This is a genomic window from Massilia sp. PAMC28688 (assembly GCF_019443445.1).
Lineage (GTDB): Bacteria > Pseudomonadota > Gammaproteobacteria > Burkholderiales > Burkholderiaceae_D > Telluria_A.
In genome coordinates this window covers 4,640,810-4,655,675 of the sequence record NZ_CP080378.1, presented here as the reverse complement: position 1 = coordinate 4,655,675, position 14,866 = coordinate 4,640,810, and the positions used below count along the sequence as shown (strand labels likewise).

At 60.8% G+C, this 14,866-nt stretch carries 12 protein-coding genes; 7 read left to right on the top strand and 5 right to left on the bottom strand.

Features of this window, described 5'->3' with window-relative positions:
* Position 1: 1 nt before the first annotated feature.
* From KY495_RS20730 to KY495_RS20715, 4 genes are all read right to left on the bottom strand, one after another.
* Positions 2 to 853 carry a hypothetical protein gene (locus KY495_RS20730; RefSeq protein WP_219881187.1) on the bottom strand — a complete coding sequence of 284 codons (852 nt, stop codon included), beginning with the start codon at positions 851 to 853 and terminating at the stop codon, positions 2 to 4.
* A gap of 179 nt (positions 854 to 1,032) precedes the next feature.
* Entirely contained in the window at positions 1,033 to 3,357 is a 2,325-nt protein-coding gene (gene iteS, locus KY495_RS20725) for a S8 family anti-phage peptidase IteS (RefSeq protein WP_219881186.1), read from the bottom strand.
* A complete protein-coding gene (gene iteA / locus KY495_RS20720) occupies positions 3,323 to 4,483 on the bottom strand; it encodes an anti-phage ATPase IteA (protein WP_219881185.1) in 1,161 nt (386 codons plus the stop codon). Before iteA ends, iteS begins: the two co-directional genes overlap by 35 nt.
* A gap of 272 nt (positions 4,484 to 4,755) precedes the next feature.
* Positions 4,756 to 5,205 (bottom strand): DUF411 domain-containing protein, encoded by a 450-nt coding sequence (locus KY495_RS20715; RefSeq protein WP_219881184.1) that lies wholly within the window; start codon positions 5,203 to 5,205, stop codon positions 4,756 to 4,758.
* Between the two features lie 228 nt (positions 5,206 to 5,433).
* Here KY495_RS20715 and KY495_RS20710 point away from each other — a divergent pair, with 228 nt between their 5' ends.
* The 3 genes from KY495_RS20710 to KY495_RS20700 all read left to right on the top strand — a co-directional run bounded on the left by KY495_RS20710 (position 5,434) and on the right by KY495_RS20700 (position 8,993).
* A complete protein-coding gene (locus KY495_RS20710) occupies positions 5,434 to 8,004 on the top strand; it encodes a heavy metal translocating P-type ATPase (RefSeq protein WP_219881183.1) in 2,571 nt (856 codons plus the stop codon).
* Between the two features lie 93 nt (positions 8,005 to 8,097).
* A complete protein-coding gene (gene cueR, locus KY495_RS20705; protein WP_219881182.1) occupies positions 8,098 to 8,580 on the top strand; it encodes a Cu(I)-responsive transcriptional regulator in 483 nt (160 codons plus the stop codon).
* Positions 8,581 to 8,798: 218 nt separating this feature from the next.
* The gene (locus tag KY495_RS20700; RefSeq protein WP_219881181.1) at positions 8,799 to 8,993 is read left to right on the top strand and encodes a heavy-metal-associated domain-containing protein; all 195 of its coding nucleotides are present in this window, start codon (positions 8,799 to 8,801) and stop codon (positions 8,991 to 8,993) included.
* A 404-nt stretch (positions 8,994 to 9,397) separates the two neighbouring features.
* Here the strand turns inward: KY495_RS20700 and KY495_RS20695 are convergent, their stop codons facing one another.
* Positions 9,398 to 10,591, bottom strand: coding sequence for an acyltransferase (locus KY495_RS20695; protein WP_219881180.1), 1,194 nt, complete (start codon positions 10,589 to 10,591; stop codon positions 9,398 to 9,400).
* A 190-nt stretch (positions 10,592 to 10,781) separates the two neighbouring features.
* On the opposite strand from KY495_RS20695, the gene KY495_RS20690 reads away from it, so the two are divergent.
* Genes KY495_RS20690 through KY495_RS20675 form a run of 4 tightly spaced genes read left to right on the top strand, consistent with a single transcriptional unit; the run spans position 10,782 to position 14,866 of the window.
* Positions 10,782 to 11,450 (top strand): hypothetical protein, encoded by a 669-nt coding sequence (locus tag KY495_RS20690; protein ID WP_219881179.1) that lies wholly within the window; start codon positions 10,782 to 10,784, stop codon positions 11,448 to 11,450.
* Positions 11,447 to 12,859 (top strand): TolC family protein, encoded by a 1,413-nt coding sequence (locus tag KY495_RS20685; protein ID WP_219881178.1) that lies wholly within the window; start codon positions 11,447 to 11,449, stop codon positions 12,857 to 12,859. The genes KY495_RS20690 and KY495_RS20685 overlap by 4 nt, the downstream gene beginning before the upstream one ends.
* Before the next feature lie 24 nt (positions 12,860 to 12,883).
* Positions 12,884 to 14,275, top strand: a complete 1,392-nt coding sequence (locus KY495_RS20680; RefSeq protein WP_219881177.1) for a multicopper oxidase family protein — start codon at positions 12,884 to 12,886, stop codon at positions 14,273 to 14,275.
* Between the two features lie 51 nt (positions 14,276 to 14,326).
* Entirely contained in the window at positions 14,327 to 14,866 is a 540-nt protein-coding gene (locus KY495_RS20675) for a plastocyanin/azurin family copper-binding protein (RefSeq protein ID WP_219884358.1), read from the top strand.

Genomic DNA, 14,866 nt, shown 5'->3' with positions numbered 1-14,866 from the left:
CCTATGTTCCCTCCCCCGCCCCACTGGTCTCGGTCATGCTTCGAATCAGGCGAACTGCATCGTTGAATGCATTTCCATAAGCTTCACTCGACGTCTGTCGAAATCTTTCGAGGACGGCAAGGTGCTCTTCAACGCTTACCTCAAATTCAACGGCACCGAAGCGCGCGGCTATCGATTCGAGAGTCCCCCTACCCCAGGCGTCTTCGGCGGTCCCGTCATCATGGAGGACCACGCTGTGGAAATATCCGCTCTTTCCCCGCTTAGTCCCTTCGAACATGGGCGAAAAGCGAGTTGCAAGCAGCGCCGTTGCGCGAAGTCCATAAACCTCGCGCATCGCCTCGGCAAATGCCGCACAAGCCCCATACGAGTAGCGCGCTGCCTGGTGCGCTGGAATGCACGGCATCATTCTCGCAGGTATGGCTGCGAGGTACAGCACATTGCCCCGAACCGCGTCCGCAGCCAAGGAAATCAAGAGCGGATCTGGCTGTACGCGCAAGGGAAGTGATGCAAGACGGTCCTCGGCGTAATAGCGGGTATAAACGCAGCCGTTGCCCGGATACGCCTGTTGCGCCTTCCTGCGGATCACGCTTTCATTAAATTCCATTATTGTCTTGATGCCACGCACATCGAATACCCTGTCGTGATTGTCGGCGACATAAACTCGCAGCGGTCGCAATTCCTCAATAGGTATGTCTTCCCTGTGTTGGGTCGACGTCGACCACCAGTCCACGTGCAGCAGCCACCCGGTCATCCTGGCTAGCGCCACTGCAAAGTTGACACAGTCGGTTTCCTCCCAACAGTGTATTTGCGCCGGCGAGAACGCAGCCCGCTGTTTTGATTTTGCCTGTCCCAACTTATATCCTTTTCTGAAAGTGAACGACCTTCGCAGGAACTGAACCGCAAGTGCCAGGGGCTCTGTGGATTACAGTTATGCGCAAAACGATGGGGGCGTACGCGAGTGTGCCAACCACCGTTCCCCCAACTAATTGTGGGGACTCTCCCGCGTCAAGACTGATTCATTGGGTCCGATTGTCAGGCCCGCACGGGTACGTCGACGCGCAACGACAGATCCTGGTTGATCCAGTTGCTCGCAGCAAGCAGCGTCCTGCCTTCTCCGTACACGTCCGGATTGCCGTCCAATGAACGCAGCGTGACCGCAATGACGACCCGGAGGGGCTGGGCGAGGTGCGGTTCCACGGCCCGGCGAAGTAAGGTCGCCTGCAGCCCCCACGTGTCGCCGGCAACACCATTTGTAAAGCTGCGCCGGTAGATTTTGACCGGCGACCATTTCCCGCCGTGTTCCACCTGGGCTGCTTCGAGGCCAGTTGTACCCCGTTCCCCTTCGAAAGGCACGCAGCTGTGAAAGCGCGCCTCACCGCCGGGATTGGGAGTAAAGGTTCCGAAACCGACATCGACATTGAACCTGACATATTCGGCGCCCGCCGCCGGGTCAAGCGGCGGCGCATAGGCCACAGTGATGATGACTTCCGCGCGCAATTTTCCGTTCTTCATCAACGACGGCGGGATCGGGTACGGAGCCTTGCGCCATTTCATGGTGTCGATGATGTCGAGTTCGAAGAGCATCGTGAAACTGGAATCGGAATCGTAGAGCACGATATCGGGGTCGCCCGGCATTCCGGCCCCAAAGTAGCGGCGTTCGGCAATCGCGCGCTCGGGCGAATTGAGCTGCGCGCTATGCACCATCAGCGCCTTGACCATGGTCGGCGACACCGCGACATCGTAGGGCCTGCCTGGCAGCGCGAGGCTTTGCCACGTGCGGGCAGCCATCGCGGCGGCGATTGGCGCCGCATAGCTTGTGCCGCAACCAACCGTGAAGTTGACCCCGGGAGCGAGCACATGGACGCCGACGCCGGATGCATTCATATGCATGTCCGCATTGCCACCCACATGCACGATGTCCGGCTTGGGGGTAAACACAGGCCCCGGGCCACGCCGGGAATATGGTGCAGGTTCATCGGCCTGAACCAGACTTGTCGCGTTGCCCCGGTGCGTAACCGCGCCAATCGTCAGGGCGCGTACCGAATCGGCAGGACTGGTGATGCGGTCCGCGAGCACCCCCGAGCCAGCCGGCCAGCCGCGCCGCGGCTGCAGCGTGTAATTGCCCGCAGCGACCACGAACAGCACGCCGAACGCATCGCTCAAGGCATCCAGCTCCCGGCCGAAATCGCTAAACTCGTCGTCGCCGACTTCGATGCCGCCGAGCGACAGGTTCCAGACCTTGATGCCCGGATGCTTCACCAGCGCTTCGCGCAGACGCAAAATCAGATCCGACTCGGGTGCGCCATTCGCCTCGAGGGCGCAGACGTCATGAATACGGCAGGCAGCCTGGGGGAAGTACGGGTGCGATCCGTTCATGCCGGAGCTGTCGACAATCAGGGATGCCACGGCGGTCCCATGCACGTAGTCGGTGTCGGGCGGAAGGACGTAGATGTCGCGGCTAATCACCCAAGGACCAAGCGCGGCGCCATCGGGATCGACGCCCGAGTCGAACACGGCCACCGTCGGAAGACCTGCCGGCGGTGGCGCCGCGGTGAACTGCGGCGCTGCCGCGGGGGCCGGCATGCCCGCCGCCGCAGGCAATACGCGCGGCTCAGGCCGCACATAGCGAATGCCCTGGTACTGCAAAATTGCGCCGAGGGCCTCTTGTGTGAAGGCGTCGTTTATCTCGACGATAAATAATGGCGGCCCGACGCGCTGGTCGATTGACGTAAAGACGAGTTGGTAGCCGCGCAGGAGTTGAAGGAGGCGCTCCACGACCAGCTGGGTGGTTGCAGCTGCTTGATGCGAGAAAACCTTGATCATCAGCCGCCGCTGCATGCGCTGCAGGCTTAGCAGCACTTCTGGAAACGACAAGCCGCGCAGGGATCTGGGCAAGCGGCGCTCAGCGTTCCAAGCGTCGAAACCGTCCACCGCCGACAGATTGGCACGGATGGCTTTGGTGGTACGCTTGCCGATCACTTCCTTGAGCTGAGCGAGGCTCACTGGATTGACCGCAACCAGCATTTCATTGATTTCGCCATGCCCCGCAGGCGGCATGCCCGCCTCGGAGATCAGCGTCATCGGCCGATGCGACTTCGCCACTGCGATATCGCGCATGCGGATAACCATCACACCCGGAACATCCGGCGCTGTCGCCTCCGCCAAGATCTCGGCGCCGGCGGCGCCCATGGAGCGCTGCAATATCCCGCGCAGCTCGTCGGTGACGGTGACGAGCTCCTTGCCCCCGCCCCCCTGGGTGACCACGCCGAACAGGTCGCGCGACTGGTAGGCGACGTGGGCGATCGGATTACTGGTCTTGGCGCTACTTCTTGCGGGACGATTTGCCTGCGTTGCCATTTTTGCCTTGGACGAGATGATGGTTTATTTGCCTAGTCGAAACACAATATAACCGAGCCAGTTCCCTGATCGAGAATATTTTTGCGTCCCACTGGCGTAGCCAGCAAATTTCGTCACGCAGCGATGCCAGCGTTTCACCCTGGCTCAAGGCCATGGCCAGCGAAAGCCTGCGAAACAGCTGGCCCTCGTCAACATGGGGCTGCCCTGCCATGATCGCGTGCCGCTTGGTGTCCATCGCCACCAATTCAATTAATGCCCCCGATGCCCCGTCCGCCTTGGCGCTCACGGCGGTTAGGTCTAGGTTTTCAGGAGCAAAGGCGCCGAGCATCGCCTTCCACATGGACGAGCGCAGCTCGACATCGGGCAACGGCAAGGGGAGCTGGAAGGGAAAGCGACGCCAGACCGCCGGGTCGAGCAGGCGTTCGTGGTTCGACGCCGCCAGCATGATGGTGTTTTCGGATAGCGCATCAATGTTTTGCAGCAGGGCGATTACGACCCGCTGCAGCTCTCCAACATCGCGCTCGTTGCCACGGGCCGACGCCAGAGCGTCGAATTCGTCAAGAAACAGGACGCATGGCCGCTGTTCCACGTAGTCGAAGACGCGCCGCAGATTCTTGCTGGTCTGGCCGAGCAGACTGCTGATCAACGTATCGCAGCGCACGGTGAGCAATGGGAGGCCCAGCTCGCCCGCGATCCAGCGCGCCGTCTGGGTTTTGCCAGTGCCTGGCAAGCCATACAACAGCAAGCGCAGCGGAAGCGCGGCTTTGGCGGCACGCAAACGGTCATAGTGCCGGACCGACTGCAGGAACTCGTTTATCCGGTTCTCGGTTCCCCCGGGAAGATAGAGAGTCACCGCGCCCTGGACGGGGGCGCTGATGTCGACGGTATCGAGGCGGCTTTCCTGATCGACGGGCAAGCCCGCGGAAATGCGCGACGCATCCTGGGTGTGGGCCACCGCGACGGGCGCGCGTGCCAGGCGCTCGCGAATGCGCCCGGCCGTTTCACGCTCGCCCTCTTGTTCCAGTTTGTCAGCTAACAAACCAGCGTAATTGGTCGACATGGTGGCGTTGGCTTTCAACGCCCCGTCGAGAATTTTCAGAACTTCGGATAGGTGAGGGAACGGCATTGAAACGTTTTTTCCATGACGTGATTCAGTTTGAGCGCGTATCGTAACGCAAAAGCCCAACTCTGTATCGCTTTATGTCGAAAACGTTTCAAGTCAAATCAATTATCCGGCGGCTACGCGGCAGCGACCGCAACGCGTCTAATCCTACGCGCCTAGAGCCAGTGGAATCCCTGCGGACCGCTTCGCCCAAACCGATGCTCGGTCCCGGAACAGGCCGGGCATGAAGGCTCTCGCCACCCTCGCGCCCGTTTCCAGCTGGACGGCCCTGGAGATCAGGACTTGCCGCTGTAGTGCTTGTACACGGTCGGCCGCCCATCCGGCTGCACCAGGAACACATCGTACGGGTCGCTTCGGCCAGCTTCCATGCCGGGCGAACCAAGGGGCATCGCCGGCACTGCTAGGCCGCGCGCCTTGACGCCAGACGCCACCAGACGCTTGATTTCACTGGCCGGGACGTGCCCTTCTATTGCGTATCCCGCGACCTTTGCCGTATGGCACGAGCCCATCGCGGTCGGTATCCCGAACTTCTGGCGGTAGTCCGAGGGATTGGCCACATTGTTAATCTTGACTGTGAAACCATGCTCCTTCAGGTGCTTCGTCCACGCCTCGCAGCAACCGCAGGACTCGCTTTTAAAAACTTCTATGACTGGCATTGCTGCGCTGGCCAGCGCCGGCACAGCCAGTAGGACGGAGGACGAGATGGCTCGAAAACTGCGGTTCATGTGGCGCTCCCGGAAAAAATGACATTGTTCGGATTGCCAGCATTTTAGCAGGGCGATACTTGAGAGCGCATGAAGGAGGCGCCGGCTGGACGGCCCAAGCCACGACGCTTGTCTGGATCTGCGATCGGATGCTCGCCGTCGTGAAAAAAATCGCTCGCCGGGCCTTGACCTTCCCATCGTGGGATGCTTGAAGCTTCTTATTAACAAAGACAATCAAGGGGTATTTCAATGACTTCCGTTGCTCAACAAGGCGCAAATTCGCCCATTTCCTCAGGCACTCGCCTGAGCCTGCCTGTCGCCGGGATGACGTGTGCTTCGTGTGTTGGCCGCGTGGAGCGTGCGCTGAATCAGGTACCCGGCGTGCAGTCGGCCGCAGTCAATCTCGCCACCGATCGCGCCGACGTCACCTTCACAGGCCTGGCCGACCCACTGGCGGCTCTCCGTGCCATTGAGGGCGCAGGCTACACCGTGCGAGAAGAGATCACCGAGCTTGCCATCGCGGACATGACGTGCGCTTCGTGCGTCGGCAGGGTCGAGAACGCGCTTGCAAAAATCCCGGGCGTGCTGGAAGCAGCCGTCAACCTGGCGACCGAGCGTGCGCGCGTGCGCCACCTCGAAGGGGTCGTTTCAACGGCCGACCTTGTAGCCGCAGTCCAACAGGCCGGTTACAAAGCCCGCGGCTTGTCCGACGTAAACCGTGATTCGGGCGATCACGAGGCCGAGCGTCGCGAGACCGAGGCACGGGAACTGCGCCGCGCTTTGCTCATTGCATCCATCCTCACCTTACCAGTGTTCATTCTCGAAATGGGCTCTCACCTCGTACCGGCCATTCACCATTGGGTAATGGGCGTCCTGGGCGAGCAGACGAGCTGGTACATTCAGTTCGCGCTCGCCACCCTTGTGCTGTTCGGTCCCGGTCTGCGCTTCTTCCGCAAGGGCGTACCGGCGCTGCTGCGCGCCGCACCCGACATGAACTCGCTGGTTTCGCTCGGCACGGCGGCCGCTTACGGCTATTCGGTGGTCGCGACTTTCCTTCCCGACTTGCTTCCGCCAGGCACCGCGAACGTCTACTTCGAAGCCGCCGTTGTCATCGTGACCTTGATCCTGCTCGGACGCACGCTCGAGGCGCGCGCCAAGGGACGGACCTCACAGGCGATCAAACGGTTGGTCGGACTTCAGGCCAAGACCGCCCGTGTCGAGCGCAACGGCGAGACGGTCGAGATTGCGCTCGATCAGGTGGCGGTCGGCGACGTCGTGCTTGTTCGTCCGGGCGAGAAGATTGCAGTCGACGGCGAGGTCGTCGAGGGCGCATCATATGTTGACGAAAGCATGATCAGCGGCGAGCCGGTGCCCGTATCGAAGGGTGTGGGCGCCGAAGTGGTGGGCGGCACGATCAACAAAACGGGCGCGTTCAGCTTCCGCGTCACCAAGGTCGGCGCAAACACGGTGCTCGCGCAGATTATTCGTCTCGTCGAACAGGCGCAGGGGGCCAAGCTGCCGATCCAGGCGCTGGTCGACAAGGTGACAATGTGGTTCGTCCCCGCGGTAATGGCGGCGGCCGCCCTGACCTTCCTGGCTTGGCTGATCTTCGGTCCGGAACCGGCGCTAACTTTCGCGCTCGTCAATGCGGTCGCAGTTCTGATCATCGCCTGCCCTTGCGCCATGGGGCTGGCCACGCCGACCTCGATCATGGTAGGTACCGGCCGCGCTGCCGAGCTCGGGATTCTGTTTCGCAAGGGCGAAGCGTTGCAGGGACTGCGCGACGTGAGCGTCATCGCGCTCGACAAGACCGGCACGCTGACAAAGGGACGGCCCGAGCTGACCGACCTCGTCACTGCCGAGGGCTTCGAATACAACGAGGTTCTGGCGCTCGTGGCGGCGGTTGAGGCCCGCTCCGAGCATCCAATTGCTGAAGCGATCGTCGCCGCCGCAAAGCAACGGGACATTACGATCGTCCCCATCGAGGGCTTCGACGCGACACCGGGCTTCGGCGTGGCGGCCACAGTCGGCGGGCGAACCGTGGCCGTCGGCGCGGACCGCTTCATGACGCAGTTCGGTCTTGACGTATCGAGTTTCCTGCCCACAGCGCAGCGTCTCGGCGATCAAGGAAAGAGTCCTCTGTATGCGGCGATCGACGGCCGCTTGGCAGCGGTCATCGCTGTCGCCGATCCGATCCGGGAGACCACGCCGGCAGCGATCAAGGCGCTGCATGCCGTTGGCCTCAAGGTCGCCATGATCACCGGCGACAACGCCGCAACAGCTGCGGCGATTGCCAGGCAGCTCGGCATTGACGAAGTCGCCGCCGAGGTCCTTCCGGATGGCAAGGTCGCCGCGCTCAAGAAGTTCCAGATCAACGGCGCGCGCGTCGCCTTCGTAGGAGACGGCATCAATGACGCGCCGGCCCTCGCGCAAGCTGACGTCGGGCTCGCCATCGGTACCGGAACCGATGTGGCAATCGAGGCGGCCGACGTGGTGCTGATGTCGGGCGACTTGCGCGGCGTGCCGAACGCGATCGCTATCAGCAAGGCGACGATTCGCAACATCAAACAAAACCTGTTCTGGGCCTTCGCCTACAACGCCGTACTGATCCCGGTCGCCGCGGGCGCACTATTTCCGGTGAACGGCACGATGCTGTCGCCGATCTTCGCGGCGGCCGCGATGGCGCTGTCCAGCATCTTCGTGCTAGGCAACGCACTCCGGCTCAAGCGTTTCCGGGCGCCGATGACGGTCGAAGCCATTATCGAGACGTCTGAGAACGGGACGGCGCCGCACAAGTTGCGCCCAGTGAGCAAGCATTGATCCCGAACGGCATGTACGCCGCAGAGACATCGCTACGTATTTTAACGCCTGGTTTTTCGGTCATTTGATGAGTTCCTTTGGAGGAAAAAAATCATGAATATCGGTCAAGCAGCCAAGTTGTCAGGCGTGTCTGCGAAGATGATTCGCTACTACGAACAGATTGAACTGATCCCGCAAGCTGTTCGTTCTGATGCCGGCTACCGACACTACAGCACGGCAGACGTGCACAGCCTTCGCTTCATTTGTCGCGCGCGCGGCCTGGGCTTTTCCGTTGAACAGATCTCCGCGCTACTTGTGTTGTGGCGCGACAGTGCCCGTGCCAGCGCCGACGTCAAGGCAATGGCGCTCTCCCATGCAGCCGGACTGAGGGCGAAGATCGCTGAACTCCAATCGATGGCGCAAACGCTCGAACACCTGGCCAATCATTGCCACGGCAATGACCGCCCGGATTGCCCGATCCTTGCGGATTTGGCTGAACCGACCGCAGCAGCCGTACCGGTGTCACCCTCGCCACAAAGAACGTCTCGGTTTGGCATCGACAACCCCTCCTCGTCACGGCATCGCGCCAGCAGGTGACTCATGCGCGAGCTGCGGTAAGCGCGCACGACCCATATCCACATCGTTATTGCCAAGTCTGGGGCATCGATCATCGATGGCGTCCTGTCGGGGGAGCTTTGGGCGCAATTTTCGCAATGCAAATTTAAGTAGTCAATTTTTCGCCAAAAAACTGTTTGACCTTCCAACGCTTGCAAACCTCACAGTAGCCGGACACTTTAATCAACCAGGAGTAAAAAATGATTCGCTTCTACATTCCAAACATGACCTGCGGCGGTTGCGCCAAGTCCGTCACTAGCGCGCTACTGAGCATCGACCCGCAAGCCCGCATCGAAACCGACCCTCCCGCGCGGGAAGTTCGGGTCGACAGCGTTTTGGACGAGAGCGCTTTTCTCGTCGCGCTCAGCGAGGCCGGGTACCCGGACAAGCAGTAACCGGAGCGATGACCGACTGATCGGTGCGTAAGACTCTTGTCCATCGGTCATCAAGCCCGGACCGACGCTGACCGGCACGGCCGCACGGCCCCTATTCGCGGCAAAGGCCCACTGCAGGACGTCTTTGCCCTTCCCTATCGCAGCTTTGTCGACAAACGGAGTGGATGCAATGAAATTTTCTAATCGCCTTAAAAAGCTTGACGATGTCGCTCGATGCGCGTGCCAAGTTGCGTAGGTGACGCGTGCCGTTGTGGCTGTGACGGACCGAATGTACCGCCGAGCTGCAGTTGTGGGCGTCATTGTGGATGTCCTGGTCGGTGTCCTTGCAATGACCAACCGGGCAATCAGTTAATTCCTGCTAACTATCGGGAATTTGGGCCGTGTTAGCGCTATGGCGCGCACGGTCATACCGCGCTTTCGACCTGTCCGGGCGCCGTCTCGGGCGTGCTGAATAGTTTCCGCTTTAAGTATTTACGAACGCGATGCGTCTGCGCCTCAAAAGGAAGGTGGAAAACATAGGCGGCAACCAAGATCCCGGCGAGGATGATGCCATACGTAGCCAGGCTGCTTAGCTCGTACGGCGACAAGCGCCCAGCTCGTAGCGGAGACCAAAAGTTGATGAGGAGGACCAGCAGCGGGATATGAATCACATAAAGGGTGAAAGAAAAACCGGCCAGAACGTCGCCGACCTTCTTTGCGCGCATGAGGGCCGTGCGTTTGGGATCCGTCTTAGTCTGCAGGCTCGATAAAAGCAGCATTATCGGCAAGGAAAAGATGAGGTGCTGAAAGTATGAATGCGCGTCGAGCATGTCATTGCCGGCAGTCACCCGGAAATAACCCGCCATGCCAACCCATAAGCAGGCAACCCCGATTTGCTGAGCGGTTGAAGCGGTAATCTGGATACGGGAAAATGCGGCGCCGAGCAGCCAGAGCGAAAAATACAAGATGATGGGGCCCGGCAGGCTGACGCCAATGAGCATGCACATAGCCGCCGCTGCAATACGTGAGATGGTGGATTTCGCGCAGAACGACATGGCCAGCAATGGAAACAGTACGTAGTACCATGTTTCGTTAGCCAGACTCCAGAGAGGAAAATTACCGGCGAAACGGGGCACCGCCGTCTCCTGAAATCCAAAGAGGTTTCCCACAAATGCCATCGCTGAATATTCGTTGCCCGGCGCAAAACTCACCGCCCCGAGATCGACCGCATTCGTCATCCCTGCGATGATCAATGACAGCACAAATGCCGGAATTAGTACAATCCACAAACGCGTCACCCGGTCCACCGCGTAATGCTTGATGCTGAGCGGTTCACGCAGTCTGTTGAGGAAACTGCCGCCGACCAGCCAACCGCTCAGAAGAAAAAACAGGACAACCGCTTGATGCCCGAAGCCGGTGAAAAATGCCAGGGCTTGATACCAGAGGGCCGGATCCTGCATGCCTTTAAGGCCGGGGAAGACCTGGGCCCGCAGATGTGCCGCGGCGACTTCTACCGCCGCCAGACCGCGCAACACGGCAATGAGAATGGAATGATTGTAATCCTGGCTTAAATTAGTGCGCGGGAGAACTTTAAACTGCGGCAGAAGAGTAAAAGACATGGTCGGATCCTCGGAGATGTGGTGCCAATATTAAGTTCGCACCTGATTCCCCTGTTTGTGCGCCGACAACCAGTGCATAGCCCAACACATTACAAATTTGTAATCAAGCGGACTGCTAGTTGTCAGCAAGGTTTGGATAGACTTCATAAACTCATGATGAGATCGGCGCGTTGCCGACAAAGGACACTACATGCATTGGAATTCGTTTCGCACACTTCTTTTCTTTGCCACCGCTCCGTCGGTGGCGCTGGCGCAGATTCCGTCGCCAGCTCAGGACAGTCGCGCCGGGCCTTTTGCCGCATCCGGCTCGGCCTACCAGTCCGCGTTCGCGGACTATAAACCGTACAAGGAGCCAGTGGTGATGTCCTGGCGGGAGGCAAACGACCAGGTGCGCGACTCGGGGGGCATGCAAGGTCATGACATGGCGACGATGAAGTCGCAGTCTGAGGATCCGCATGCAGGGCATGACATGTCGAAGATGGGCGCAACCCCGGCTGCCGCCGCCCGGCCGGGTGCCGGCTCCTCCGCGGACGAGGCGGGCGCGAGCCATGCGGCGCATGGGGCGAAAAAGGCGCAGGCGGAAGATCCGCATGCCGGACACGACATGTCGAAGATTACCCCAGCAAAGCCTGCCGCTCCCACTCCTGTGCGGGCGCGCCCGCCCTCCCCTGCCAAAAAACCTGGCGCAAACCCTGGCGCTATAAAGGCGCAGCCCGCAGATCCGCACGCCGGGCACGACATGTCAAAGATGAGCGCGCCACCCCGGCAGGATGTCCCTGGCGCGACAGACAAGGCAAGCCACGGGGCTCACAGCGCCCCGCCGGCAAATCGACCGAAGAACAAGAGGGAGAAGGAATGAATCGTTCAGCATTGCTTTTGAGATCCACGGCGCTCGGCGCTGCGACGCTCGTGCTGGCCGGGTGCGCCACCTTTTCCCCCGACGGCGGATTCGACAGTGTTCAGACGCTCACCAAGGAGCGCATCGGCAAGAACACGCGCTGGGTGAAGTCCGACGCGGACAAGGCCGGCGTCGTCGCCGCCATCGCTCCCCTGCTCGCCAAGCCGTTGAGCGTTGAGGACGCCGTGACTGTCGCCCTGATGAACAACCAGGGACTGCAGGCATCGTACGCAGAGTTGGGCATCAGCGAGGCGAATCTGGTGCAGGCGGGAAGGATCCGCAACCCGGTATTTTCGTTTGGGCGCCTGACGCGCGGCGGCGAGATCGAGCTCGAGCGCAGCCTCATGCTTCCGGTGATGAGCTTGCTGACGATGCCGGTCGCCACGCGCATCGAACGCAGGTCGTTCGAGCAGGCGCAGCTGCGCGCGGCTGGGGAAGCATTGCGCCTGGCCGATGACACTCGCAGGACCTATTTTTCCGCCGTCGCCGCCCAGGAACATGCGGTCTACATGGAACAGGTGAAACTGGCTGCGGAGGCTGCGGCCGAGCTGGCCCGCCGGATGGCGGTCGCCGGCAACTTCAGCAAGCTCGACCATGCGCGTGAACAAGCGTTTTATGCTGATGTCTTGGTGCAGCTGGCGCGTGCGCGCCAAACCAGCACCGAACAGCGAGAACGCCTGACCCGGCTGATGGGCCTGAGTGCCGCAGCGTTGGTACAGTTGCCCAACCGCCTGCCCGACCTGCCCACCGCCCCGCGCGAAGTACAAGCGTTGGAGGCTGGAGCGATGCAAAACCGCCTGGACGTGATCATGGCACGGCGCGAACTGTCGGGTCTGGCCAGCTCGCTCGGGCTGACCAAAGCGACCCGCTTCGTCAACCTGCTCGACATCAGCTATCTGCGCAATTCGTTTAACGAAAGCCCGAATCGTGAATCGGGCTACGAAATTGAATTGCAGATTCCCTTGTTCGACTGGGGCGGCGCACGCGTGGCGCGCGCCGAAGCAATGTACATGCAGGCTGTCCAACGCGCCAGCGAAACGGCTGTCAACGCCCGTTCAGAAGTACGGGAAGCATATTCGGCCTACCGGACCACCTACGACATCGCCCGCCACTACCGCGACGAAATCGTGCCGCTAAAAAAACGCATCTCCGACGAGCAGCTGCTGCGCTACAACGGCATGCTGATCAGCGTGTTCGAGCTGCTGGCCGATTCGCGGTCGCAGGTGTTGAGCGTGAACGCGTCCATCGAAGCGCAGCGTGACTTCTGGATGGCGGAATCGGCGCTGCAGATGGCGCAGACCGGGCGCGCCGCCGCACCCGCCGCGGCCTCCAAAGCCCCCAGCGCTGTTGCCGAACCAGCCGGACATTAACAAGATATTTTGAAGGACTAAACGATGGTTTCACGTAGAGATTTTTTTGGTGGCGCCGGCGCCGTGGCGCTGAGCGCAGGGCTGGTCAGCCGCGTGGGCGCGGCTTCATTGCCGGAGGCCCCCCAAATGGACAAGGCCGCGACCCGGCCGCCGTTGAGTCCGCCAAACGGGCGCCCCTACAACCCCGTCGTCACGCTCAACGGCTGGACGCTGCCCTGGCGCATGAATAACGGCGTCAAGGAATTCCACCTGGTGGCCGAGCCCGTGGTGCGCGAACTCGCCCCCGGGATGAAGGCCCACTTGTGGGGCTACAACGGGCAGTCTCCGGGTCCGACTATCGAAGTCGTCGAGGGCGACCGCGTGCGCCTGTTTGTGACCAACAAGCTGCCCGAGCACACCAGCGTCCACTGGCACGGCCAGCGACTGCCTGCCGGAATGGACGGAGTGACCGGGCTGACCCAGCCGGGCATCAAGCCGGGCAAGACATTCGTGTACGAATTCATCGCCAAGCGGCCGGGAACCTTCATGTACCACCCGCATGCCGATGAAATGACCCAGATGGCCATGGGGATGATGGGTTTCTGGGTGACGCACCCGAAGGACGTGAACGCGCACCGGGTCGACCGCGACTTCTGCTTCCTCCTCAATGCGTATGACATCGAACCTGGCAGCGCGACCCCGAAAACCGCCACGATGACCGATTTCAATCTTTGGACCTTTAACAGTCGGGTGTTCCCCGGCATCGATTCGATGGTCTGCGGCCTGAACGACCGGGTCCGCATCCGCGTTGGCAATCTTACGATGACCAATCACCCAATCCACCTGCACGGCCACGAGTTTGTGGTGGCTGGCACCGACGGCGGCTGGACCAACCCGGCGTCGCGCTGGCCGGAAGTAACAACGGATATCGCGGTTGGCCAGATGCGCGCCATTGAATTCGACGCCACCGAGCCTGGCGACTGGGCCTTTCACTGCCATAAATCGCACCACACGATGAATGCCATGGGACATGACGTTCCCACGCTGATCGGGGTCGACCACCGCGGCATAGCCGAGAAAATCAACAAGCTCGTACCCGACTACATGGTCATGGGCGACAAGGGCGGCTCGATGGGCGACATGGAAATGCCGCTACCGGAAAACACCTTACCCATGATGACCGGCACAGGCCCTTTCGGCGGGATGGAGATGGGCGGCATGTTCACCACAGTGAAAGTGCGCAAGGGACAGGCGCGCGGCGACTACAAGGATCCGGGCTGGTACAAGCACCCGGCCGGCACGGTCGCCTATGAATGGCAAGGCGGACAGGCAGATTTACCGGCGGCGCAGCAGTCACCCGGCACAGCCGCCGCCGCACCCAAGCCAGGCGAGAAAGTTCTGAAAGTCCGCAAGGGAAGCGGTCACGGTTCCCACTAGCGCCACATTGACTTGGTGGCGCAGGTGCAATTACAAGGAGAGAAAAATATGATGAAACATATCTTGATCGCTGCAGCAACGATCGCGTTAATAAGCGGCGCAACCGCGCGTGACGGCGTGCACCCCGCGACGGCGTCGCAGGCATTGTCCGCCAAGCATCAGAACGACATGAGAGCTTCCTCTCCGCACGGCCCGGCAAAGACCGGCCAGTCAACTAAAGCGGCAGTAGGCATTCCCGGACAGAGCGCGGATGCCACGCGCACCGTAAATGTTGATATGACGGACGCTATGCGTTTCAACCCATCTTCCATCAACGTAAAAAAAGGCGAAACTGTGCGCTTCGTTGTGACTAATTCAGGCAAGCTCAAGCATGAAATGGTGCTGGGCTCGCTGAACGACCTGAAGAAGCATGCCGACATGATGCGCAGAAACCCGGAGATGGAGCACGCGGAGGAAAACATGGTGTCGGTCGAGCCGGGAAAATCCGGCGAGCTTACCTGGAAATTCACCGCGTCCGGCAAGGTTGATTTTGCGTGCCTGCAGCCGGGGCACTTCGAAGCCGGCATGAAGGGCAAAGTCGCCGTGAAGTGA

What these genes read in the sequence shown, in the direction of transcription:
- KY495_RS20690 (WP_219881179.1), top strand. Translation starts at nt 10,782, where the DNA reads ATGCATTGGAATTCGTTTCGCACACTTCTTTTCTTTGCCACCGCTCCG.
- KY495_RS20685 (WP_219881178.1), top strand. Translation starts at nt 11,447, where the DNA reads ATGAATCGTTCAGCATTGCTTTTGAGATCCACGGCGCTCGGCGCTGCG.
- KY495_RS20675 (WP_219884358.1), top strand. Translation starts at nt 14,327, where the DNA reads ATGAAACATATCTTGATCGCTGCAGCAACGATCGCGTTAATAAGCGGC.
- KY495_RS20710 (WP_219881183.1), top strand. Translation starts at nt 5,434, where the DNA reads ATGACTTCCGTTGCTCAACAAGGCGCAAATTCGCCCATTTCCTCAGGC.
- KY495_RS20715 (WP_219881184.1), bottom strand. Translation starts at nt 5,205, where the DNA reads ATGAACCGCAGTTTTCGAGCCATCTCGTCCTCCGTCCTACTGGCTGTG.
- iteS (WP_219881186.1), bottom strand. Translation starts at nt 3,357, where the DNA reads ATGGCAACGCAGGCAAATCGTCCCGCAAGAAGTAGCGCCAAGACCAGT.
- KY495_RS20695 (WP_219881180.1), bottom strand. Translation starts at nt 10,591, where the DNA reads ATGTCTTTTACTCTTCTGCCGCAGTTTAAAGTTCTCCCGCGCACTAAT.
- cueR (WP_219881182.1), top strand. Translation starts at nt 8,098, where the DNA reads ATGAATATCGGTCAAGCAGCCAAGTTGTCAGGCGTGTCTGCGAAGATG.
- KY495_RS20680 (WP_219881177.1), top strand. Translation starts at nt 12,884, where the DNA reads ATGGTTTCACGTAGAGATTTTTTTGGTGGCGCCGGCGCCGTGGCGCTG.
- iteA (WP_219881185.1), bottom strand. Translation starts at nt 4,483, where the DNA reads ATGCCGTTCCCTCACCTATCCGAAGTTCTGAAAATTCTCGACGGGGCG.
- KY495_RS20700 (WP_219881181.1), top strand. Translation starts at nt 8,799, where the DNA reads ATGATTCGCTTCTACATTCCAAACATGACCTGCGGCGGTTGCGCCAAG.